Genomic DNA, 24026 nt, shown 5'->3' with positions numbered 1-24026 from the left:
GCGGTCGTTCGGCAGTACGGTCGTTCAGGCGTTCCGCGGCGCGGCCGCCAGCTCTATCCCGCTGATCTCCAGGCGCGCCTTTCCTTCCGTACAGACCAGGAAGGGCACGTCGACATGAGCGAAGTCGATCCCCGCGTCCGCCAGTTCGGACAGCGGTACGGAGATCCGCGTCCACTCGCCGGCGGGCAGCGCGGCCAGCCGGGCGGAGATGTCGAGTGCGGGCTGCCGCGGATAGTCGTTGTGGCAGGCCAGGTGGAACGGATCGGTCGGCGGCTCGACCACCCGTACGTCGAACGACAGCGACCCGTCCCGCGCGACCAGGTCCCGCAGGTCGGCCGGCCGGCCTCCGTGGGCCTGCGCGTACACGAACGTCCTGGTGCCCTTGAAGGTCAGGGACACCCCGTCGCGCCCGCCCGGCGTCGCGACCGGTTCCGTCGTGACGAAGACGGTCTCGTGCCGGCCGTCCGAGGGGATCGGCTGGGGTCCGTTGGCGGTGGCGCTGACCTCGAAGAGGTACGCGGGGTCGCCGGGCCCGACCACCAGTGTGTCGCCGGTGAACAGCTCGGCCGGCGGGGCGTCGTCGTCCTCGTCCAGCGGCAGCGGGTACGGCCCCGGGCCGTCCGCCGGGGCCGGGCCGCGCAGGGTCAGCCCCGACCCGTACGGGAAGAGCGGCGCGTGCTTGCCGACGGGCTCCTCCTCGCCGGGCGGCACCTGGTAGTCCGGGATGTGGGGCGGGACGCGGTGCGAGGTCGTCGTACGCCGGCCGCGCGGCCAGCTGAAGCTCAACCGCCCCTGGAAGTCGTACGGTTGCTCCCCCTCGGCGGGGGCGAAGAGGAGGTCGGTGATGCCCTGCGCGGCCGGTCCGGGGAGCCAGGCCGCCACGAAGGCATCGGAGAGGTTGATCTCCTCCGTCACATAGAGCGGACGGCCGCTGAACAGGACCGTGACCACCGTCGCGCCCGCGGCGCGCAGTTCGCGCAGGATCTCCAGGTCGCGGGCGTAGGACGGCTTGAGCGCGGCGTACTCGACGGTGTGCCACGGGCTGATGGACCCGAGCATCTCCGCGTAGGTGTCCTCGCCGATGCCGACCACGACGACGTCGTGCTCGGACACGTCGGCGTGGTCCAGGAGGGGGTCGACCGTGCACCGGCCGTCGCCGACGACCTCGGCGACGGCACCCGCCAGCGTTGCCCCGCCGGGGAAGTCGTCCAGCGTGACGTCGTCACCCTGCCAGGTGACGGTGAAGCCGCCCGTCTGCTTGGTGATGGCGTCGGCGGCGCTCCCGGTGACCAGGACCTTCGCGGTACGGGCGAGGGGCAGCACGGCGTTCTCGTGCTTGAGCAGCACGAGCGACTTCCGTACGGACTCCCGGGCCAGCGCCCGGTGTTCGGGAGCGCCCAGGATCTCCTGCCGCCCCGCCAGGGAGCGGTCCTGGGGCCTGGGCTTGTCCCACAGCCCGGCTCGCATCTTGACCCGCAGGACGCGCAGGACGGCGTCGTCGATACGCGACATCGGGATGTCGCCGGAGTGCACGCGCGCCAGCGCGTCGCGGTAGACGGCCTGCCACTTCTCGCGGGACGAGATCATGAGGATGTCGACCCCGGCCTTGATCACGTTCCCGGCGTCGCCCTGGGAGCAGCCGTCCACGTACGGGTGGGCGTCCCAGTCGCCGACGACGATGCCGTCGAACCCGAGCGCGTTCTTGAGGACGTCGGTGATCAGGTAGGCGCTGCCGTGGGCGCGCTCCTCGGACCGGTCCTCGCTCTCCCACCCGCTGTAGGAGACCATCACGGACTGGGAGCCGGCCTCGATGCCGGAGAAGAAGCCCATGGCGTGGATGTTGCGCAGGAGATCTTCGCTGCACCGCGCGATGCCCCGGTCCTCACCCCCGAAGGTGCCGCCGTCGCCCACCCAGTGCTTGACGCAGGAGATGACCCGGGAGTCGGTACGCAGCCCCTCGGCGTCGCCCTGGAGGCCTTCGACCATCGCACGCGCGTAGACATGCACGATCTCGGGGTCTTCGGAATAGCCTTCGTAGCAGCGGCCCCAGCGCAGGTCCCTCGGGGTGGCGACCGTCGGGGCGAAGGTCCAGTCGATGCCGGTGGCGGCGATCTCGCGCGCGGTGACCGCGCCGACGCGCCGGATCAGGTCCGCGTCGTGTGCCGCGCCGAGACCGATGTTGTGGGGGAAGATCGTCGCCCCGTGCACGTTGTTGTGGCCGTGCACCGCGTCGCTCGCCCACATGAAGGGGATCGTGAACGGGCGGTCCTTGTACGCCTCTTGCGCCGCTTCCCAGAAGCCGCCGACGGTCTCGGCCCAGGCCCCGGCGCCCGCCCGCCGGTCCCCGCCGGGCCAGCGCCCCGCGCCGTTCAGGGCCGAGCCGATCCGGTACGTCCGTACGTCCTCGGCGGTGAGCTCCACCAGGTCGGGCTGGATCATCTGCCCGATCTTCTCCTCGACCGTCATGTGCGCGAGGATGCCGCGGACGGCCTGTTCCAGCGCCGGGTCGGGGGCGATGTCGGACCGTAACGACGGCCACGCCGGGAGATGCGTCAATGGGTTCACGTACTTCTCCTAAACGTGCGGAAACGCCGTGCGATACCGGGGGCCGCCCGACGGATCGCGGTCCTCGTTGACCGGCTCGGGCTCGACGCGGATGAACCCTCGCATTCGACTGATGCCTTGTCAATCTTGTTTGTACAAAGCTCATTTGGGGCATCCGCCCCGTTCACCAGCGCTCTGACCTGCGGCGGAGTGCCGGGCACGCCGAATCGGCGGCCCCCTTTCCCGCGCCGGGAAGGGGGCCGCCGGAAGCGGGTCAGCCCTCCACCGTGAAGCCCGCCCGGAGCAGCGCCTCCTCACGGGAGGAGGGGCCGACGAGCAGCTCGAAGGCGCCCGGTTCGACGATGCGGTCGCCCCCGGCGTCCACAAGGGTGCACGCGGAGACGGGCAGCTCGATGAAGACCTCGCGCGACTCGCCCGGTGCGAGGGACACCTGCTGGTACGCCTTCAGTTCCTTCTCGGCCCAGGTGACGGACGTGACGGTGTCGCTGACGTACACCTGGACGGTCTCCAGCGCGGGACGGCTGCCCGTGTTGGTCACCACGACCCGCGCGCGCACCGCGTCGGCCGCCCCGAGGGTGGTCGTGAGCACCTTGAGGTCCGAGTACTCGACGGTCGTGTAGCCAAGGCCCTCGCCGAACACGAACGCCGGGCTCTGGGTGAGGTCGGCGTACCGGCTGCCGTGCTGGCCGCGCACCTGGTTGTAGTACGTGGGCTGCTGGCCGGCGTGCCGGGCGAAGGAGATCGGGAGGCGCCCCGACGGCTCGACCAGGCCGAGGAGCACCTCGGCCACCGCGCGGCCCCCGAGCATGCCCGGGTTGAAGGCGTGCAGGATCGCCGCCGCGCCCAGCGCGGAGGGCGGCAGGACGAGCGGCTTCGAGCTGATCACCACGACGACGAGCGGCTTGCCCGTGGCGGCGAGCGCGTCGAGCAACGCGACCTGTCCGCCGATGAGTTCGAGGGTGGCGGTCGACCGGCCCTCGCCGACCAGCTCGATCCGGTCCCCCACCACCGCGACGACGTAGTCGGCGGCCTCGGCCGCGGCGACGGCCTCGGCGATCAGGGCGTCGTCCGGCTCCACGGGGACCACGACGTGCGGCCGGGGCTGCCCGTCGGGGAAGAACTCCCCCTCAGGGTCCGGGCCGACGGTGACGATGTCGGCGCCGCGCGCGTACGACACGGTCCAGTCGGCGGGCACGTGCTCCCGGAACCCGTCCAGGACGGTGCGGATCATGTCGCGCGGCTGGCCGTCCGGCAGCCAGTCGGCCTGACCCGACGACCCGGCCCAGTCGCCGAGTTGGGTCTGCGCGTCGTCGGCGTTGGGCCCGACGACGGCGACCGTACGGGGCGTGGCGCCGGGCTCGGCGACGGCGCGGCCCTCCTCGCCGGCCCGGAACCCGCCGGCGAGCGGGAGGGTGCCGTCGTTGGTGAGCAGGACGAGCGAGCGGCGGGCCGCCTCCAGGTTCAGCTCGGCGTGCCCGGCGCTGCCGATGATCTCGGCCTGCCGGGCGGCGTCGGGGCGCCGGGGGTTCTCGAAGAGCCCCAGCTCGAACTTGAGCGTCAGGACCCGCCGTACGGCCGCGTCGATCTCCGCCTCCTGGAGCGTGCCGGCCGCGACCGCGTCCTGCGCGCCCTGGAAGAACTGGGGCGTGGTCATCACCACGTCGTTGCCCGCCCGGACCGCCGCGGCGGCGGCCTGCGCGTGGTCGGCGTACACCCGCTGCTCCCACACCATGCGGCCGACGTTGTCCCAGTCGGTCACCAGCGTGCCGGTGTAGCCCCACTCGCCGCGCAGGACGTCGTTGAGCAGCCAGTCGTTGACGGTGATCGGCACGCCGTCCATGGACTGGTAGCCGAGCATGAACGTACGGCAGCCCTCGCGTGCGACCCGCTCGAACGGGGGCAGGAACCACGAGCGCAGCTTGCGGCGCGAGATGTCCGCCTCGCTGGCGTCCCGGCCGCCCTGGGTCTCGGAGTAGCCGGCGAAGTGCTTGGCACAGGCGAGGATCGCCGTCGTGTCGGCGAGCCCGTCGCCCTGGTAGCCGCGGACCATGGCGGAGGCCAACTCGCCGATGAGGAACGGGTCTTCGCCGAACGTCTCGCTCACGCGGCCCCAGCGCAGGTCGCGGGTGATGCACAGCACCGGCGAGAACGTCCAGTGGACGCCGGTCGCGGCGACCTCGACGGCCGTGGCCCTGGCGATGCGCTCCACCAGGTCGGGGTCCCAGGTCGCGGCCATGCCGAGCTGCGTCGGGTAGATCGTGGCGCCCTCCCAGAAGGAGTGCCCGTGGATGCAGTCCTCCGCGACGAGCAGCGGGATGCGCAGGCGCGTCCGGTCGGTCAGCTCGGCCGCTTCGAGGACGCGCTCGGGCGAGGCGTGGAGGATCGACCCGGCGTACATGTCCTCGATGAGGCCCCGTACCCCGTCCTTGGCGTTCAACTGGAGCATCTGACCGACCTTCTCGGGCAGGGTCATACGACCGACGAGGTCGTCGACCCGCTCCGCGACGGGCAGTCCGGGGTCGAGGTAGGGCGGCAAGGAGCCCACAGCAGTTCCTTTCACAACGTCGAATGGGTGTGTCGAGCGGACACCCGGACGCGGCGGCGGCGGTACCGCTTCACGTCGTGTCCGCGGCGGAAGGACCCGGTGGGGGAGCCCCGCGACGTCGGTGGTCGTCGTCCTTCGCCGGTCACCGGGTCAGGCGTGGGGCAGACCGCGGTCGTGGTCATGGTCGGTGGTCTCCCGGGTCGGAACGGCTTGCTCAGGCCACTCCGACTCACGGTAGCCCAATACCGACCTAGTGGTAAGTATGTAGGTGTGCGAGTCTGCTCGGGGCTGTCCGGCCCCGGGCTGTCCGAGGGGACCTGACAGGGGAGAGTGACGAGTGACCGCCGAACCGCACCGCGGCTACGCCAAGGGCCGTGGCTACGCGAAGGGCCGCGCGAAGCGGCGTGAGATCATCGATCACGCCATGGCCCTGTTCGGCGAGGTCGGCTACCGCGGGGCCTCACTGCGGGAGATCGCGTCGCGCTGCGGCATCTCGCACCCCGGTCTGCTGCACCACTTCCCCACCAAGGAGTCCCTTCTGTTCGCGGTGTTGGAGCACCGCGACGAAGTGGACGGCGAATGGCTCGCGTTGGGCGGCGCGAAGGGGGTCGACCGGCTGCGGAGGCTCGCCGACCTGGCGGAGCTGAACGCCACCCGCCGGGGCATCGTGGAGCTCTTCTCGGTGGTCGCGGCGGAGGCGACCTCCCCCGAACACCCCGCGCACGCCTACTTCGTGGAGCGCTACCGGAACTCGGTCGCGTCCACGGCACGCGCGTACGCCCAGGCGTCCGACGAAGGCGCCCTGCGCACCGGCATCGCACCGGACGCGGCGGCGCAGCAGCTGATCGCCCTGATGGACGGGCTACAGGTGCAGTGGCTGCTCAGCGGCTGCGCGACGGACATGGCGGGGGTGCTGCGGGCACACCTGAGGACGCAGTTGACGGTGTCGCTGTAGGGGGCGCTGCGGTACGGGCGCGGCCCCGGCGGCCGGACCTCCGCGACGCCGGCGGCCAGACCCTCCCGCGGTACGGGCGCCGCCCCGGCGCGCCCGAAAATCGGTGGAGCCCCGCGTCCGTCTTCCCTTACGGTGCTTCCGCCCACCGTCACCCCGTCGAGGACACCCCGTTGAACTCCCAGTGAGACACCCCGAGCGCTGATCCACCGAGCACGCCGCACGTCCGCGGCGCGCTCCCTCCCGCTGCGGTCCTCTCCCTGGAACTGGTGCCTCACCGTGTCCTCATTCCGGCTCTTCGCCGTGCCCGCCTGCCCGCCCCTCGCGCTCCGCCGCTGCCCCGGCTGCGCCCCCGGGCGCCCCCACACCCCCGGCCTCGCGGCCACCCCGGGCCGCGACGCGCGCGGCCCGGTCCGAACCGACCGCCCGGCCTGGCAGTCGCCGTACGGTCCCCCACCGCACCGGCCCCACCGCGGCCGGTGGGCGCCCGCACCGGTGGTGACCACGTCCCGGCCGGCCGCCCGGCGCGGACACCTCGGCGACCGCTGCGACTGACCGGCGCCCCGGGCGGCCGGCCACCGATCCGTCCGCCCGGGGGCGGAAATAATGCACGGGCCGCTGTCAGTGGGCTCGGCTACAGTCGGCCTCTCGTCCTCGGTCACGTATCGGTCAGGTACCCGCGAACCGGGGCCAAACCGCTTCGCTGGGGGGGGATTGAGGCAGCATGCAGTCCGAACACGCCGGCCCGCCCGGTGACGAGCCCGGCGACGAGCCCGGCGGCGTCCCCGGCCGGTCCGTGCGTCCGGCCCCGGTCGTGACCGTGGCCACCACCCGGCGCGTCCACTACCCCCGTACCCCGCACCTGCCCTGGTCGCCGGGGGCGACGCCTGACGACATACGGGTGGCCGGTCTGCCGGGGCTGCGGGACCGCGAGGTCGTGGTCACCGAGAAGCTGGACGGTGAGAACACCACCCTCTACTCCGACGGCCTGCACGCCCGGTCGCCCGACTCCGGGCACCATCCTTCGCGCGCGTGGGTCAAGGGCTTGCAGGGCCGGATCGGCGCGGCGATCCCCGCCGGGTGGCGGGTGTGCGGGGAGAACCTGTACGCGCGGCACTCGCTCGCGTACACCGCATTGGACAGCTGGTTCTACGGGTTCTCCGTCTGGGACGGCGAGCGGTGCCTGGAGTGGGACCGTACGGTTCTGTTCCTGCGACGGCTGGGGATTCCGGTGCCGCAGGTGCTGTGGCGGGGTGTCCTGGACGAGCGGGCCGTACGGTCGCTGCGCACGCTGCGGCTGGACGCCGCGCGGCAGGAGGGGTACGTCGTACGAACCGTAGAGGGTTTCGGGCGGCGGGAGTTCGCGGAGCGAACGGCCAAGTGGGTACGGCCCGGGCACGTGCGCACCGACACCCACTGGATGTACGCCGAGGTCGTCGAGAACGGCCTGGGCCCGTCCGCCGCGCTGTGGGCGGTACGGTCGGGCGCGCCACCCCATGTCGCGGCACTCGCGGCGGGGGTGGGGATGGAGCTGTCGGACGGGGCGACGGCGAAAGCCTCGGCCGCCGGGGCGGGAGCAACGCGGGCGGCCACGACGGGCTCGCCCCCGACGGGCCGGGCTCGGTCGGCCGCGACCGGGCCGGCACTCCCGGCCACGGCAGGAGCGACGCACTCGACCACCGCGCGGGCAGCGCACCGGGCCAGGACGACCGGTGCGCGGTCAGCCGTCGCGGACGGGGCGCACCCGGCGGCAACGACGGTGGCGCGGTCAGCCGCGACGCGATCAGCCGCCGCGCCGGCAGACGCCGCGCGGGCGGACGCCCCGGCCACGGCCGACGCCGCCCCCGCGGCGCTCTCCCGCGAAGCCCTCGCCGCCGACGTCTCCGCCAGGCTCGACGTCCTCGGGCGGTCCGGTGACGAACGGCTCGCGGGCGTCCTCGCCGCCCTGTTGCACGACCACCGACGGCCGTCGCTGATACCCCGGTTGGCCGCGACGCTCGGCATGCCGCTCGCCCGCCGGGTCGCCGACCTGGTCGGCCTGCACACCAGGCCGCACCGCCCCCACCCCGACGACGAACGGCGCACAGGACTCGGACACTTGGCGCTCGCCACCGATCTGGGCGTCCTGCACGCGGTCGCCGGCGCGGTGGCGGTCGGCCTGGGCGCCGAGGCGCGCGAGCAGGCCGACTGGTCCGCGCTGCACGCGGAGGAGGCCGGACTCCTCGGCGAGGCACCGCTGGAACCCCTGCGTTCCGGCCTGCGCGACGCCCTCGCCGGCCTCGGCGACCCCGACGCGGCCGACCGGTGCTGGGCCGAGGCGCGGGAGGCGTACGCCACCGGGCGCGTGACCACCACCGACGCGGCCGCGGCGGCGACCTGGCGGTGGCGGAACGGCGACTTCCCCCGGCTGATCCACCTGGTCGGCCCGTCCGGCAGCGGGAAGAGCACCTTCGCCGCCCGGCTCCCCGGGGTCGACACCCGCGTCTCGCTGGACGACCTCAGGCAGGCCCGCGGCTCCCGGGCCGACCAGCGGGCCAACGCGGACGTGCTGCGCGAGGGCCTGCACCGGCTCGACACCGCGCTGGCGTCCGGCCGTACGACCGTCGTGTGGGACGCCACGTCCCTCAGCCGCCACCAGCGCTCCCTGGTGCACGCGGTGGCGCGCCGCCGCGACGCGCTGATCACACAGGTGGTCGTCCTGGTCGGCGAGGAGGAGCTGGTACGGCGCAACGCCACGCGCGCCCACCCGGTGCCCCCGGAGGTGCTCACCGGACAACTGCACCGGTTCGACCCGCCGTACCCCGGCGAGGCACACCGCACGTGGTACGTCGGGCGGACCGGGACCGTGGAGGACACCGACGGCAGTCTGGGCGGGGACGGCGCCCCCGCCGGAAACGAGACGTGATGCGTACCAGCGACGAGATCTACCACCGGGTCCGCTGGGACCCCCGCTTCGACCCGGCCCGGTTCGTCCTGGGGATCACCCAGCGCGGCGCCGCCCCGAAACGCGTCCCGCTGCCCGCCTTCGTCCCCGGGGGCGACATCCCGTGGCACCGGGTGCTGTTCGTCGAGGCCGACGGGGAGGTGATCTGGGACCGCGCCACCGGCGTGGACCGCATCGACGTGTCGGACGCCGGCCGGGCACGGGACCCGCGCGTCCTGCGCGCGCCCTTCTTCACGGCCGGCACACCGTACGCGTGGGACGCGGCGGCCGGGTGGCGCGCCGCGGACCGCCCGCCCGCCGCGTCCACCGTACGGACGGGCGCGGAGCTGCGCGTACTGACCTGGAACACCCTGTGGGACCGGTACGACAGCGACCGCGTCGACACCGCCCGGCGCCGGCCCCTGCTGCTCGCCGCGCTGGAGGAGTCCGACGCCGACATCATCGCGTTGCAGGAGGTGGAGGCCGGGCTGCTCGCGCTGTTGCTGCGCGCCCCCTGGGTCCGCGCCGGCTACACCCTCGGTACGGATCCACGCGGCAAGGACATCGACGGCACCGGTCTGCTGCTGCTCAGCCGGCTGCCCATGCGCGAGGCGGGGCGGCATCCGCTCGGCCCGCACAAAGCGGTGACCGCCGTCGTCGTGGAGACGGCGGGCGGTCCGCTCGTGGTCGCCACCACCCACCTGAGCAGCGACCACTCCGACAACGGCCCGGCACGGCGTCAGGGCGAACTGACCTCGCTCAGCAAGGGACTTGCCGACCTCACCGCTCCCCTGATCCTGCTCGGCGACTTCAACGACGGCCGTGACGGGCCGGAAGGACCGGCCGCCGCCCTCGGGCTGCGCGACTCCTGGACGGAGGTGCACGGGCCCGGCGACCGCACCCCGACCTTCGACCCGGGTGTCAACCCGCTGGCCCGGATCTCCTCCCTGTCCGGCCGGGCGTCCCGGCTGGACCGGATCCTGTTGGGGGCGGCGGGACTTCGCGCGACCCGTGCGGCCCTGCGGGGCGACACACCGGGTCCCGGCGGGCTGTACATCTCGGACCACTACGGCGTGGAAGTGGAGGTGCGCCTGCCCCCGGTAAGCCTGCCCCCGGACCAAACCGGACCCGCCGGCACCAGCTCCTCCGACCCGCTCGACCTCCCGCCCACCGCCCGTACGGCGGTGGCCTGGCTCCCGCCCGAGGAGGTGTGGCCCGCGATCCAGGACATCAGACGGGAGCACGACCCGCAGATCCACCGCTGGCCGCCGCACGTCAACCTGCTCTTCGGCTTCGTCCCGGAGTCGGCGTTCGAGCGGGCCGTACTGCTCCTGGCCGAAGTGGCCGCCGCGACAACGCCGTTCACGGCCCGGCTCCACGGCGTGCACACCTTCGGGCACCGGGAGGACGCGACGGTCTGGCTCGACCCGGCCGCCGGAGGACCCACACCCTGGGCGGACCTGCACGCCGCCCTGGAGCGCCGCTTTCCCCGCTGCCGGGGCCGCGCGGAAGGCTTCACCCCGCATCTCACCCTGGGCCGTACCCGGGATCCGCACCACGTCGCCGCACACTCCGCCGACCGTCTGGGCGACGGCGTCTCGGCGCGGGTGGGCGAACTGGTGGTGCTCTCGCGCCGGGGAGACGAGCCGATGCGCCCCCGGGCGACGATCGCGCTGGGAACGGGCAAGGTGAGCTGGCTGCCGGAACAGCCGCCCACCCCATCCCCCACACTCACCGCGCCCCGAACAAAGAACCACGCCACACAGATCACACAACACCTCGCGCGCGCACTGCCCGGCGGAGTCCTGCACGTCGTCGGATCACGACGCATGGGCGGCGCCCACGCCGGGGCGGACCTCGACCTGATCGCGGCCCTGCCGGGCGCCGTCGACCTCGCGGACGTCCGGGCGCGGGTGGCCGCCGCACTGCCGGACGCCACCCGGCTGCGGCAGGTGACGGGCGCGCGGGTGCCGGGCCTGCGGCTGAGCGTCGGCGGCCTGGACGTCGACCTCGGTGTGGTCGCCACCGGATCGCTCGCGCCCGCCGAAGCGGTCTCCAGGCGTGCCGAGTTGGGCGAGGCGGCGGCGGTCGCGCTGAGCGCGGTGAGCGACGCGGACGCCGTACGAGCCGCCGTCGGCCACCACCACAGCGGCTTCGCCCTCCTGGCCGGCCAGGTCAAGCAGTGGGCGAAGGCGCGCGGTCTCGACTCCGCCCCGTTCGGCGGGCTGCCGGGCCTGGCCTGGTCCGTACTGGCGGCCCGCACCACCCGCGAGGCGGGCGCTGTTCCCGCCGCCGACCTGCTCAGGCACTTCTTCGCGACGTGGGCCGCCTGGGACTGGCGCGACCCGGTCGCTCTCACGCCCACCGGCGCCACCACCGCGCCCACGCCCCCGGTCCCGATCCCCGCCGCCCCGGTCCGGATCCTGACCCCGACCGCCCCGGTCCGCCTGTGCACCGCACAAGTCGGCCCCGGCTTCCGCGACTTGCTGTCCCAGGAGCTCTACCGGGCCTGGGACATCGTGGAGACCGCGGCGGCCACCGGCACCGATCCGCTGCCCTCACTCCGGACTCCCCCGCCCCTGCACCGCAGGCACGCCGCGTGGCTGGTCCTGACCGTACGGGCCCCGGAGGAAGGGGAGTTCGAAGAGATCCTGGGCCGCTTCCGGGGCCGCGTGCGCGCCCTGCTCACCGCTCTCGAAGAGACCGGGACACCCGACGCCCACGCCTGGCCCCACCCCTTCGAAACGGGCCCGGCGTCGGCGACGTACGCGATCGGCCTCGGCGCCGTACCCCCACCCGCGTCCCACCTCGCCGAGATCACCACAAGGTGGAGCAGGGGCCTGCCCGGCGTGGAGATCCGCACGGCGGAGGGCGGCGCCCTGCCCACACCGCGGCCGGGCGCGTACTGATCGACGTCCCCGTTTCTTCCTGCTCGTCCCTCAGGACGGAATCGGGAATTCTCCGCGTCCGTCATGCGCGCCACGAAATTCAGTGAATTTCCTTGGCGTTCGCGAATGGCACGACCCGTACATGTCCCTTACGAAGGCCCGCGATGGCTGCTTCTACGGTACGGGCGCTGCCGGCGTCACCGGCGCGGCGCCGTTCCCGCGCTCCGCCGCCACGATCGCGCGCACCGCCGGGGCGACCTCCTCCGCGAACCGGCGGATGACGTCCGGGGATTCCGCGCGGTAGAGGAAGAACGCGCTGATTCCGTGGGACAGGGCGAGGTCCGCCAGCTGCTCGACCCACAGCCGCGGCGGCCCGTCCAGGAAACCGGTAGCGGAATCGGCCCCTGCCCCTGACCCTGACCCGGAGCCGGAACCCGAAGCGGACCCCGAGCCCGACGCGAACCGCCCCTCGATGTTGTACCCGCGCCGCACCTCCCCCGGCGAGCGCCCCGCCGCCAGCGCGGCCTCGTCGATGACCCGGTTCGCCGTCGGCAGGTGTTCCGGCGGCAGGAACGGCGAGCTGGGCACCCAGCCGTCCGCGACCGCGCCCACCAGACGGAGCATCCGGGGCTGGTACGCGCCCAGCCAGATGCCGAGGTCGTGCACGGGACGCGGCCCCGGCCTCACCACGGCCAGCCGGTAGTGCGCGCCCTCGAAGCTCACCGCGTCGTCCGAGGTCCACAGGGCGCGGATGATCCGTACCGCCTCCTCCAGTGCCTCGACCGATTCGCCGGCGTTCCGCCGCGGACCGCCCTCGGCGACGATCAGGTCCCACATCTGCTGGGCCCCCGTGGCAAGGCCGAGTTCGAACCGGCCGCCGCTGAGGATGTCGAGGGTCGCGGCGGTGCGGGCGAGGGCGGTGGGCGGGCGCAGCGGGAGGTTCGCCATGTTCGGCATCACCGTGATGCGCTCCGTCCTGGCCACGACGGCGGCCAGCAGGGCCATCGTGTCGAGCCGTTCCGGCCAGTACGGATGATCCGAGAGCGTCACCACGTCGAGTCCGACGGCCTCCATCAGACCGGCCAGGGCGAGGACGTCCTGCGGGCGCTCGGCGGGCGGTTCCAGCAGGGCCCCGAACATCAGGTCGTGACCGTAGTCGCGACCGTACCGACGGGCGGATTCGCCGCCGCGTCCGCTGCCCCGTTCGCTCCCGCTCCCGCTTTCGGCGCCGCGCGCGTGCCGGTCGCCGGTCATCGCCGTACCCCCGTCCGCGGCGGCGTGGCGGTGCCGTACACCCTCACCGCGTGCTGGGCGAACGCCTGCCCGGCGAGGTCCGCGATGGCCGGACGGATCTCGGGCGGCATCCCGGCGACGACGTCCCTGACGGTGTCGGGGTCACCCTCGTAGGCCATCATCCCGAAGATCAACGCCATGTGTTCCGGCGCGACGTCGGCACCGCCCTCGGCGACCATCCGCCCCCACTCGGCCGCCGTGATGTGCTTCTCGATCAGCGGAAGGGCCTGGTCCTCCTCGATCGCGAGGTGGTCGGCCAGCAGGTCCGACAGCCGCCCCAACGCGTCACCGAGGGCCGCGCCGTCCGCCGGGTCGACGGTGACCCGCCAGATGGCCGCCCGGTCCCGCACCTCGTCGTTGGCCCGCTCGATCGCCTCGTGCTGGTCCTCCATGACCCGTACGACCGCCGCCGCCTCCGGGCCGCCCCTGGTGAGCAGCCGGGGCCACAGGTGCACGTCCTCGCCCTGGTGGTGATGGCGCAGGACGGTGTCCACGAGGTCCAGATGGTCGGCGACGGTCCGCGCGCGCTCGGTGTCGCCGCTCGCCACGCCGCGTACGAGGGCGGGCGCGAGGCCGATCTCGCGGCGGAACATGGAATGCGCCATATACATATCACGCACATCGGCGTAGGGCTCGGTGGTCATTTCGTTTTCCTAGGAGTGTCCGCGTTCCTCGAGCTTTCCGAATAGGAACACTAACAGGGCTCCACTCATTTCCCGGGAAATTGTCCGGCAAGCGAAATTGATTATCCGCGGAGCGTCCGCAAAGGCGTCTGGCCGTACGTGGCCTCGTGCGCGGCGGCGAACCGGCCCAGATGACGGAAGCCCCAGCGCCGCGCGACGGCGGCGACGGATTCGGCGAAGGGATCCGCCGCGCGCAGTTCTTCGTGCGCCCGGCGCAGCCTGACCTCACGTACATAGGCCATCGGCGACATTCCCAGATGCCGCCGGAAACCGTTCTGGAGCGTACGGACACTGACGTCGCAGGACGACGCCAGCAGCGCCACGGTCAGGGGCGCCCGCGGGTCGGCCTCGATGAGGTCGACCGCCGCGCGGACGGCCGCCGGTCGCGCGGCGCCCACCGGGGTCCTCAGCTGTTCGGAGTACGAGTGGGTCGCGGCCAGGAGAAAGCCGTTCACCATGCTCTCCGCGAGCGGGGCCGCGACGAGCGGCTGGTGGAGCAGGCTGTCCGGCGCGGTCGACTGCCGGTTCACCGACAGCAGCAGGTCCGCCCAGCCGCGCCCGAAGCCCGCGGCGGTGTTCATGGTGTGCCCGAAGGTGATCCGTGCCGGTGTGCGGTCGCCCAGGAGCCGGGCCAACGCGGCGTTCATGGACGGCAGATCGAACCGTACGCACAGCGCGTGGTAGCCCGCGGCCCACCGGCCGGTGAACGATCCCCCGCCCGGGCGGAAGACGGCGGTGGCCTCGCGGGTGTGGGTCAGATCCACACCGCGGTGGCGGGAGTCGAAGCGGCCCGCGAGCGGGAGGTGGACGTAGTAGTGGGCGCCGACGTCGTCGCAGGTGACGGCCCAGTCGTGCGGGAAGGTGACGTCACCGAGGCCCACGGGGCCGACCTGGACCTCACGGTACGTCGAGGCGAAGCGGGCTTCCGTCGTGCCGATCGTGTCGATCGTCGGGGTGTGCAGGGGCACTGTCCCTCCTCGGGGCGTCGATGCCGTTCCGAGAGTGAAAACGTGTGACGGGGCGGGCGCGGTTCACCGCGTACGCCGACGGTGTTGGTTCCTCGTGTACGGAGCCGACGACGCCCGCCGTCCAGACGCGACGCCCGCCGTCCCCACGTGACGCCCGCCCTCCCAACGTAACGCTCCGGGAGCCCCCGGCGCGGCGCGCCCGGTGTCTCCTGGCCGGTCCCGCGGGGTGCGCGCCGGGAAAGTCCGTGTTTCCGTGTGATGAACCAGCCGACCCGAGCGCCCCCGGATTGATTCACTGACCGTCATGGACCTGAACACGGTGATGGAGGTACGGGACGCGCGCGATCCCGCGCCCTGGCTGCCCGGTGATGCCTGGCTGGGCGGCGGGACACACCTGTTCTCCGAGCCGCAGCCACACCTGCGGCGCCTGGTGGACCTGAGCCGCACCGGCTGGACCCCGGTCACGGTCCACCCGGACGGCGCACTGGAGATCGCCGCGACCTGCACCATCGCCCAGCTGTCCCGGTTCGCGAAGGAGCTGCGCGCCGGGGCCGCGCCGTTGTTCGAGGAATGCTGCCGTGCCTTCCTCGCCTCCTTCAAGATCTGGAACATGGCCACGGTCGGCGGGAACCTCTGCAACGCCCTCCCGGCCGGCCCCATGATCTCCCTCACCGCCGCGCTGGACGGAACGTGCCTGCTGCGCTCCCAGGCCGGTCTCCTGCGCCGCGTCCCGGTCACCGGCTTCGTCACCGGCCCGGGCCGCCACGTGCTGGCCGAGGGCGAGCTGCTGCGGTCCGTCACCCTGCCCGCCCGGGCCCTCGCGTGCTGTACGGCCTTCCGGCAGGCGTCGCTGTACGGTCTCGGCCGCTCGGGCGTGCTGGTCATCGGCACGCTCGACCCCGCCGGCCGCTCCCTCGCGCTCACGGTCACCGCCTCGACCGTCCGGCCGGTCCGGCTCTCGTTCCCCGGGCCGCCCACGGCGGACGAGGTACGGACCGCGATCGACGGGGCCGTCGCCGCGGACGAGTGGTTCGACGACCTCCACGGGCTGCCGGAGTGGCGGCGGCACATGACGCTCCGGTACGCGGAGGAGATCCGCCGCGCGCTGTCACCCGCCGAGCGACACCACTGAGCACAGGGAGCACGCATGACCTTCGGGATCGAGGTGAACGGCCGGCCGTTCACGCGCGAGCCGCGCCCCGGCCAGTGCCTGCGCACCTACCTGCGCGACGGCGGCTGGTTCGGTGTGAAGAAGGGCTGCGACGCGGGCGACTGCGGTGCCTGTACGGTCCATGTGGACGGCGAGCCCGTGCACAGCTGCCTCTACCCCGCCTTCCGCGCCGACGGCCGTACGGTCACCACGGTCGAGGGCCTGGCCGCCGAGGGCGGTGAACTCCACCCCGTACAGCGGCGGTTCCTGGACGCGCAGGGTTTCCAGTGCGGCTTCTGCACAGCGGGGTTCCTGATGACGACCGTTGCCCTGGACGAAGAACAACGCGCCGACCTGCCACGGGCGTTCAAGGGCAACCTGTGCCGCTGCACCGGTTACCGGGCCATCGAGGACGCGGTGCACGGCGTGTGCCACGCCGAGGCCCCCGCGCCCGGCGGGGCCGTGGGCCGCAACCTGCCGGCCCCCGCCGGGCCGCAGGTCGTGACGGGCACCGCCCGCTACACCTTCGACGTCGACCTGCCCGGGCTGCTCCACATGAAGCTGCTGCGCTCCCCGCACGCCCACGCCCGGATCGTGGCCGTCGATACGTCGGCCGCCCTGCGCGTCCCGGGGGTGCACGCCGTCCTGACCCATCACGACGCTCCCCGGCGGCACTTCTCCACCGCGCGCCACGAGCACCCCGAGGAGGACCCGGCCGACACCCGCGTCCTCGACGACACCGTCCGCCACATCGGCCAGCGTGTCGCGGCGGTGGTCGCGGACAGCGAGGCCGCCGCCGAGGAGGGCTGCCGCCGGGTCCAGGTGACGTACGACGTGCTGCCCGCCGTCCTCGACCCGGAGGAGGCGATGCGTCCCGGCGCGCCGGTCGTGCACGACAAGGACCGGGCGACGGCCCGGATCTCCCGTCCCCTGGACAACGTCGTCGGCGAGACACACGTCGAGATCGGCGACGTCGAGGCGGGCTTCGCCGAGGCCGACGCCGTGTACGAGGACACGTACCCCACCCAGCGTGTCCAGCACGCCAGCCTGGAGACGCACGGAGCGCTCGCCTGGTTCGACGAGGACAACCGGCTGAACGTACGCACCAGTTCGCAGACGCCCTTCCTGACGCGGCGGGCGCTGTGCGCGCTGTACGACCTCCCGGAGGAGCGGGTACGGGTGGTCGCGGGCCGGGTCGGCGGCGGCTTCGGCGGCAAGCAGGAGATGCTGGTGGAGGACGTCGTGGCGCTGGCGGTGCTGCGGCTGCGCCGCCCGGTGAAACTGGAGTACACCCGCGCCGAGCAGTTCTACGGCGCCACCACCCGGCACCCGTTCACCGTCCGCCTCAAGGTCGGGGCGCGCCGCGACGGCACACTGACCGCGATGCGGCTGCGCGTGGTGTCGAACACGGGGGCGTACGGAAATCACGGCCCGTCGGTGATGTTCCACAGCGTCGGCGAGTCGCTGGCGGTCTACCGGGCGCCGAACAAGAAGGTCGACGCCTTCTCCGTCTACACGCACACCGTCCCGGCCGGCGCCTATCGCGGCTACGGGCTGGGCCAGGTCATGTTCGCGGTCGAGTCTGCCCTGGACGAACTCGCCCGCCGACTCGGCCTGGATCCGCTGGAGTTCAAGGCGAGGAACATCATCGGGCCCGGAGAGTCGCTGGTCACTCCCGGCGGCTGGGACGAGGACCTGCACGTCGCCAGTTACGGCCTCGACCAATGTCTGGGGGTGGTGCGAAGCGCGCGGGCGGAGCCGCTGACCAAGGCCGTTACCGACGCCGTGCCGGACGGCTGGCTGGTCGGCGAGGGCGCCGCTCTCGCGATGATCGCCACGGGCCCTCCCGGCGGCCACCTCGCCGACGCCCGCGCCGCCCTGCTGCCCGACGGCACCTTCGATCTCGCCGTCGGCACGGCCGAGTTCGGCAACGGCACCACGACCGTCCACCGGCAGATCGCCTCCGGCGAACTCGCCACCACCGTCGAACGGATCACAGTCCGGCAGTCCGACACCGACGTCGTCCGCCATGACACCGGCGCCTTCGCCTCCACCGGCATCGTCGTCGCGGGAAAGGCCACACTGCGCGCCTCCCGCGCGCTCGCCGGCCTGCTCCTCGACTTCGCCGCCGGCCAGTTGAGCGTCCCGCGCGCCGACTGCCGGCTCACGGAGGAGGCGGTGGTCCACCCGGGCGGGCGGCTGCCCCTCAAAGAGTTGTACGAGGCGGCGGAGGCGCGCGGAGTCACCCTGGCCGCCGACGGTCACTTCGGCGGCACTCCCCGGTCGGTCGCCTTCAACGCCCAGTGGTTCCGCGTCGCCGTCGACCCCGGCACCGGCGAGATCCGCATCCTCCGCAGTGTGCACGCGGCCGACGCGGGCACGGTGATGAACCCGATGCAGTGCCGCGGCCAGGTCGAGGGCGGAATCGCCCAGGCCCTGGGCGCCACGCTCTTCGAGGACGTACGGATCGACGCACGCGGCGAGGTCGAGACCGCCGCCTTCCGCAGCTACCGCGTCCCCCAGTACGCCGACGTCCCGCGCACCGAGGTCCACTTCACGGACACCGCCGACACCATCGGCCCCCTCGGCGCCAAATCGATGAGCGAAAGCCCCTTCAACCCGGTGGCCCCCGCCCTGTCCAACGCCCTGCGAGACGCGACAGGCCTCCGCTTCACTCAACTCCCCCTCACCCGCGACCGGGTTTGGCTGGCGCTGGACAGGGCGGGGGTGACGGCCCCACACCACCGTGGGCGCGGGAAACTGGACGAGTGACGACCGAACGGACCCTCGCGTCCTCCGAAGCCATGCACCACCACCTCGTGGACGAACTGAACCTCGCCCTGCGCAGGGTGGGCATGTACGGGGAACTCGGCACCAGCATGTGGTTCCTGATGCGCCAGCTCCTCGTCCTGGAACAGCGGCCCGGGGTCTGGGACGAACAGAAGGACCGCTGGGAGCGGCGCGGGCTGTGGGGCCCGAAGGGCGTGGAGGGCGCGCTCGCCCGCTACTTCCCGTCACACCTCACGTACGCGGCGTCCTCCGTCTACACCGAATTCGCCCGCACGGAGGGCTGGTTGACGCCGGACCGCATCCTGGACGCGGAGACGTACGCCGAACTGCGGGACACAGCTGGCCCATGGGCCGCGGAGGACCGCACGTGGGCCGACGTCACCGCGGCCTTCGGCCCCCCGTCCGTCCAGATCGGGGGCGACAACCCCCGCTACAGCAAGACCCTCTGCTACGTCACCGACGACCTGACCCGGCCCCTGGTCGCCTTCCACCTGTGGAACGGCACCGACCCGGGCCAGGAGAAGTGGCCGAGCCACGAGGACCCCCTCCTGCTCGCCGTACGATCCGGCGACGGCGCCGTCGCCGACACCCTCACCTTCACCCCCCAGGGCCGGAACCGCCGCCCGAAGGACGACGGCTGGAACCAGTGACGCTGACTCGTGCACGCGCCCAAGGCCGGCGGTCCTCCCCCGGGCGGCTGTCAGCCGAAGCGGCCGTTCACGTAGTCCGATGTCCGTTCGTCGCGGGGGCGGTTGAACATGTCGTCCGTCGGGCCGTGTTCGACGATCGCGCCCGGCGTGCCCTGTTCCGCGAGGAAGAAGGCGCAGGAGTCGGAGACGCGGGCCGCCTGTTGCATGTTGTGGGTGACGATGACGATCGTCACCTCGTGCTTCAGTTCGTGGATGGTCTCCTCGATCCGCCGCGTCGAGGTCGGGTCGAGGGCCGAGCACGGCTCGTCCATCAGCAGGACACGCGGGCGTACGGCCAACGACCTTGCTATGCAGAGGCGTTGCTGCTGGCCGCCGGAGAGTGCGCCGCCGGGCTGGCGGAGGCGGTCCTTGACCTCGCGCCACAGGCCCGCCTTCGTCAGGCACTCCTCGACCAGGTCGTCCTTGCCGTCCCGGGGGGCCTTGATGGCGTTCAGCTTCAGGCCGGCGAGGACGTTGTCGTACAGGGTCATCGCGGGGAACGGGTTCGGCTTCTGGAAGACCATGCCGATCTCCCGGCGGGCGCGGGTGATGCGCCGGCCCCGGTCGTAGATGTCGTCGCCGTCGAGCAGCACCCGGCCCGCCAACGAGGCCGAACCGATCAGCTCGTGCATGCGGTTGAGAATCCGCAGGAAGGTCGACTTGCCGCAGCCGGACGGCCCGATGAGGGCGGTGACCTCCCGGGCGGGCATGGTCAGCGAGACCCGGTCGAGGACCTTGTGGTCACCGAACCAGGCGGAGATCCCCGCCGCCTCCAGCGTGGCGGGACCTCCGCTGGTCAGACCCCGCACCGGCGGCAGGGCGAGTGTGTCGAGTAGGTCCGGGGTGGTGGTCATCGTCTCGTTCGGCTCCTCTGTTCTCATGGCGGGTCTGAAGTTCACAGCAGGTTCGGAAGGAGGCGGGTCGCCGCCGACGCGACGGAGAGACCCGCCGCCGCCAGCACGGGCACCGCGCAGATCCACGTCTGCCACCGGCCCCACACCCGGTGCGCCCAGACGGTGAGCAGCGCGACGGCCAGCAGCACCTGCGACCAGAGGAAGACCGCGAGCCAGGCGCCGCCGTCGCCCGCGAGGGCCTCCTCCGACGCGTCGATCCGCCCGGACCGGGGCGGGGCGGGCTGCACCGGGCTGGTCAGCTCGGCGTCCACCCGCAGGAGTCCGGAGGGCGTGTACGCGTCGCCGGTCGCCGTGATGAGTGTCAGGCGGCCCTGCCCCGCGCCGATCGGCGGCGGCAGCGGGTCGCCCGGGCGCCGTACCCCCGTGACCCGGTACGACGCCTTCCCCTGACCGGTCGTCACCTCGACCACCGCCCCGGTGGGAAGCCGGTCGAGGTGCACGAACGGAGAGCCGTACCCCCACTGCCTGCCCATGATCAGGGAGGTGCCCGCCTGCCCCGGCAGTACGGAGTCCCGGCGGTGTCCCGGCCCGGACATCAGGACGCCCGAGGTGGTGCCCTCGGCCACCACCTCGCGCAGGCCCAGGACCGGGATCTTCAGCAGCGCGACCGGCGCGCCCATCGCGAGCGGCTTGTTGTCGTACGTCCGCTGCCCCACCGGGGCCGTCCCGAGGGCGAGTTGCTTGCGCAGCTCGTCGTACGCCACCTCCTGGTCACGCGCGTGCTGGAGATGCCCGACGACCGTGAGGCTCGCGACGAAGCCCAGCAGCACGGCCGCCAGGACACAGAGGATCGCGCCCAGCAGCGCGAGCCCCGGTTTGGCGGGCGGCCGTGCCCGCGTGGCGGGCTCCGGTCGCTGGGGTGTGGCCGTCGCGAGGGGCGGCGGCGGGGACAGCACGGTCACGGGGGTGCGCTCCTCGCGAGGCGGAGAGGTGGGATGGAACGGGTGAGAGGGGTGAGAAGGGTGAGAGGGGGCTTGCTCAGTGGCGCGATTCAGTGCCTCGGAGCCGTGAAGCTCAGCAGGCCCCGGCGCCGTACGAACAGCACACACGCGGCGCCCGCCGTCACCAGCGACAGCGCGCCGAGCCCGGCCGCGAGCGCGTCGGTGCCGGTGCTCGCCAGCGATCCCCCGCCGTCGGAGGAGCCGCCGCCACCGCCACCGGACGTACCCGCGCCGCCGTCGCCGCTCCCGCCGGCGTCCCCGCCCGACGTACCGCCGTCCGTGTCGGTCGGCTCGGGCGCGGGGGACTCGCCCGGGTCGTCCGACGGGTCCGGGTCCGGGTCGCCCGCGCCCCCGACCGTGAAGACGAAGGCGACACTGTGACCGTCCGCCGCGTCCTCGGCCAGCGTCAGCGTGTGCTCCCCGTCCACGATGTCCTCGGGGACGGTGAAGGGGTACTTGTCGACCGTGCCGTCGGCGTTCGCGGTCGCGTCGGCGAGCGCCGCCCCGGAATCGGCGAGAGCGACCTTGACCTTGGCGTCCTTGGCGTACCCCCGGGCGGTGACGTACACCTTCTGGCCCGCTTCGAGCGTCGGGTTCGGGTCGAGGGCCGTGCCGGCCTCGTCGATGACGTCGAGATCGGCGGGCTCCTCCGGGCCGGTGGGCGTGCCGCTGGGGCTCGGGGAGGGCGCGGTGACGGGGACGCCGAGCGTGCCGGTCGACTCGGTGAACGCCTCGGTGTCGGTCGGCGTGAACACCGCTTCGTACAGGGCCGGGTTGGCGTTCGCCGGCAGCGTCGTGCTGACCTTGGCCCTGCCCCCGGCGACCACGGCGGTGCCCAGCTCGGCGGGTGTGCCGTGCGTGCTGCGGAAGACGACCGATCCGGCCGCGTCCTCCGGCGTCACGGTGGCGGTGAGTTCGATCGTCGCGCCGGCCTGGCCCTCCGCCGGGGTGGCGGTCAGCTCGGTCTGGGTGGGCCGTACCTCCACCAGGCTCCAGGAGCCCGCGGTCACCCGGACGACGGCGCTGAAGTATCCGTTCACGACGTTGTCCACCGGCGCGCAGCCCGCCGCCAGCACGTAGTCACCGTCGAGGATCTTCCCGTTGGCGTCCGCCCGGTCGATGAAGGCGGCGGCCTCGTCGAGCGAGACGTTGAGCAGCCCGTCCGGGCCGGTCTTCGAGAGGTCCGCCACCACCGGTCCTGCCCCGTCGTAGGGCGCGCCGTCGATGGTCGTCACGAGTCGCTCCCGGTACGAGCCGTCCTCGTTGGACAGTTCGACCCGCAGGTTCTGGTACGGCGAGGCCGGGTCGACCGGCGCCGGGCAGGCCGCGCTCGTGGTGAGGGTCCCGGACAGCGGGTCCGCGGTGTTGCCCGTGGCGGGCGCGAGGGTGAACGTGCCGATCGGTTCGTCGGCCCGTGCGGGGGTGGACAGCGCCAGCACCGCCGCGAGCATGCCGAAGAGCAGTGCGCAGCAGGTCAGCAGGCTGACGGGTGATCTGTGTGGTGCCAGGCGGTACATCTGTTCTCCCCCACGGGATGGTGTCGGTTGTCGGATACGCCGTGGAGCCGGGCACCCCTGCGGGTGCCCGGCCGTGGCGCGGTCAGGGAGCGGCGGTGATCAGCGCTCGCCCTTGAGCGTGGTGGAACCGCACGCGGAACCGAGGCCGCCGAAGCCGTAGTTGGCGATGGCGGGGGTGGTCACGGCGTTGCAGACCTTGGACGTCGGGCCGACGAAGGTCGTCGAGACCGGCGCGACGGTCAGCTTGTTGGTGGGGACGACGTTGTAGACGTCGCGCAGGTACGGGAAGCTCGCGTTGAGGGCGGTGCCGATGCGCGGCGCCTGGCCGTTGACCGAGCCGAGCAGCGCGGAGCCGCGGCGGTTCGGGACACCGGCGATGCCCCGGCCCTGGGCGTAGTACTGGGCGACCGAGTACGGCGCGATGTCACCGGCGGTGTCGAGCACGGTGCCGTCGTTCTCCTGCGAACCGCTGGTGACGCAGGCACCGGGCGTGGTGACGCCGATGGAGCTGAGGAAGAACTGCCGCGTGCCGGAGCTGGCCTGGGGCAGGAGCGGCGTCAGGGCGACACCGTTGAGCGAGGTGAGGGTGCACTCGTACACACCCTTCAGCTGCGCCGTCGTCAGGTTCGTGGGCAGGCCGCTGCCGCTGCGGTACGCGTAGGAGACCGCGTCCTTGGCGAAGGGGATCCAGGTCAGGTCCGTGGTGGTGGTGTCCGCGGGGGTACGGGAGGAGCGGGCGAAGTCGAGGCAGCCCGAGGCGGTGTCGACCGCGGTACGGAGCGCGTCGATGCCGGCCGAGGAACCGTTGGGCCGGGGGATCACACAACCGGTCGCGCGGGTCTGGATGGTGGCCGTGCCGGTCGCGTTGTACGAGGCGATCGTGGCGCCGCTGTCGACCGTGTTGCCGAGGCCGTTCAGCACGTCCTGGGTGGTGTCGGAGCCGGTGCCCGCGAGGATGCGGGGCCCGGACGGGTCGGCGGACGCGGGGGTGGTGAGCAGGCCGAGGCCGAGGGCGGCCGTGCCGACGAGGGCACCGATACGGGCGTAGGACTTGACGTTCACTTCTGTTCTCCTCCGTGGAGTAAGACAGCAAGGAATGGACGTACAAGAAGAATCCGGATTTCGCAGCCACCGACCCGTCGGCCGGCCACCGCAAACCATTCCTTACGGAGCTGCTGACGGCCACCAACTCCGGCGGCGGATCAGGT

15 protein-coding genes are annotated in these 24026 nt (G+C 73.0%); 6 read left to right on the top strand and 9 right to left on the bottom strand.

Going from position 1 to position 24026, the window contains the following annotated elements; genetic code table 11:
* Positions 1-24: 24 nt before the first annotated feature.
* Complete coding sequence (locus ACIODU_RS16575) at positions 25-2565, bottom strand: glycoside hydrolase family 3 N-terminal domain-containing protein (protein WP_401768105.1); 2541 nt, start codon at positions 2563-2565, stop codon at positions 25-27.
* A 253-nt stretch (positions 2566-2818) separates the two neighbouring features.
* Positions 2819-5110, bottom strand: coding sequence for a glycoside hydrolase family 3 N-terminal domain-containing protein (locus ACIODU_RS16570; RefSeq protein WP_356423389.1), 2292 nt, complete (start codon positions 5108-5110; stop codon positions 2819-2821).
* Positions 5111-5447: 337 nt separating this feature from the next.
* On the opposite strand from ACIODU_RS16570, the gene ACIODU_RS16565 reads away from it, so the two are divergent.
* The 3 genes from ACIODU_RS16565 (at position 5448) to ACIODU_RS16555 (ending at position 11894) form a co-directional block, all read left to right on the top strand.
* Positions 5448-6065, top strand: a complete 618-nt coding sequence (locus ACIODU_RS16565; RefSeq protein WP_356423386.1) for a TetR/AcrR family transcriptional regulator — start codon at positions 5448-5450, stop codon at positions 6063-6065.
* A 721-nt stretch (positions 6066-6786) separates the two neighbouring features.
* Positions 6787-8967, top strand: coding sequence for an RNA ligase family protein (locus ACIODU_RS16560; protein WP_401768103.1), 2181 nt, complete (start codon positions 6787-6789; stop codon positions 8965-8967).
* On the top strand, positions 8967-11894 hold the full coding sequence (locus ACIODU_RS16555; RefSeq protein ID WP_401768101.1) for a poly(A) polymerase: 2928 nt from the start codon (positions 8967-8969) through the stop codon (positions 11892-11894). The genes ACIODU_RS16560 and ACIODU_RS16555 overlap by 1 nt, the downstream gene beginning before the upstream one ends.
* A gap of 153 nt (positions 11895-12047) precedes the next feature.
* Here the strand turns inward: ACIODU_RS16555 and ACIODU_RS16550 are convergent, their stop codons facing one another.
* The 3 genes from ACIODU_RS16550 to ACIODU_RS16540 form a co-directional block, all read right to left on the bottom strand.
* Complete coding sequence (locus ACIODU_RS16550) at positions 12048-13013, bottom strand: LLM class flavin-dependent oxidoreductase (protein ID WP_401768099.1); 966 nt, start codon at positions 13011-13013, stop codon at positions 12048-12050.
* Positions 13014-13123: 110 nt separating this feature from the next.
* Entirely contained in the window at positions 13124-13777 is a 654-nt protein-coding gene (locus tag ACIODU_RS16545) for a hemerythrin domain-containing protein (RefSeq protein ID WP_401768281.1), read from the bottom strand.
* Positions 13778-13911: 134 nt separating this feature from the next.
* Positions 13912-14817: an AraC family transcriptional regulator gene (locus tag ACIODU_RS16540; RefSeq protein ID WP_401768097.1), complete on the bottom strand. Its 906-nt coding sequence runs from the start codon at positions 14815-14817 to the stop codon at positions 13912-13914.
* A gap of 304 nt (positions 14818-15121) precedes the next feature.
* Between ACIODU_RS16540 and ACIODU_RS16535 the strand changes: the two genes are divergently transcribed.
* The 3 genes from ACIODU_RS16535 to ACIODU_RS16525 are packed head-to-tail and all read left to right on the top strand — an operon-like array spanning position 15122 to position 19407.
* Positions 15122-15949, top strand: a complete 828-nt coding sequence (locus ACIODU_RS16535) for an FAD binding domain-containing protein (protein WP_401768095.1) — start codon at positions 15122-15124, stop codon at positions 15947-15949.
* Positions 15950-15964: 15 nt separating this feature from the next.
* Complete coding sequence (locus tag ACIODU_RS16530; protein WP_401768093.1) at positions 15965-18739, top strand: molybdopterin-dependent oxidoreductase; 2775 nt, start codon at positions 15965-15967, stop codon at positions 18737-18739.
* On the top strand, positions 18736-19407 hold the full coding sequence (locus ACIODU_RS16525) for a hypothetical protein (RefSeq protein ID WP_401768092.1): 672 nt from the start codon (positions 18736-18738) through the stop codon (positions 19405-19407). Before ACIODU_RS16530 ends, ACIODU_RS16525 begins: the two co-directional genes overlap by 4 nt.
* A 50-nt stretch (positions 19408-19457) precedes the next feature.
* Here the strand turns inward: ACIODU_RS16525 and ACIODU_RS16520 are convergent, their stop codons facing one another.
* The 4 genes from ACIODU_RS16520 to ACIODU_RS16505 all read right to left on the bottom strand — a co-directional run bounded on the left by ACIODU_RS16520 (position 19458) and on the right by ACIODU_RS16505 (position 23880).
* A complete protein-coding gene (locus tag ACIODU_RS16520; protein WP_356423367.1) occupies positions 19458-20300 on the bottom strand; it encodes a phosphate ABC transporter ATP-binding protein in 843 nt (280 codons plus the stop codon).
* Positions 20301-20341: 41 nt separating this feature from the next.
* Entirely contained in the window at positions 20342-21262 is a 921-nt protein-coding gene (locus tag ACIODU_RS16515; protein ID WP_401768091.1) for a sortase, read from the bottom strand.
* 89 nt (positions 21263-21351) lie between these two features.
* The gene (locus ACIODU_RS16510; RefSeq protein WP_401768089.1) at positions 21352-22818 is read right to left on the bottom strand and encodes a hypothetical protein; all 1467 of its coding nucleotides are present in this window, start codon (positions 22816-22818) and stop codon (positions 21352-21354) included.
* Positions 22819-22917: 99 nt separating this feature from the next.
* Positions 22918-23880 carry a hypothetical protein gene (locus ACIODU_RS16505; protein ID WP_356423358.1) on the bottom strand — a complete coding sequence of 321 codons (963 nt, stop codon included), beginning with the start codon at positions 23878-23880 and terminating at the stop codon, positions 22918-22920.
* Positions 23881-24026: the final 146 nt, after the last annotated feature.

The organism is Streptomyces sp. NPDC088261 (genome assembly GCF_044740805.1).
Classification (GTDB): Bacteria; Actinomycetota; Actinomycetes; order Streptomycetales; family Streptomycetaceae; genus Streptomyces.
This window is presented reverse-complemented; position numbering and strand designations above follow the sequence as displayed.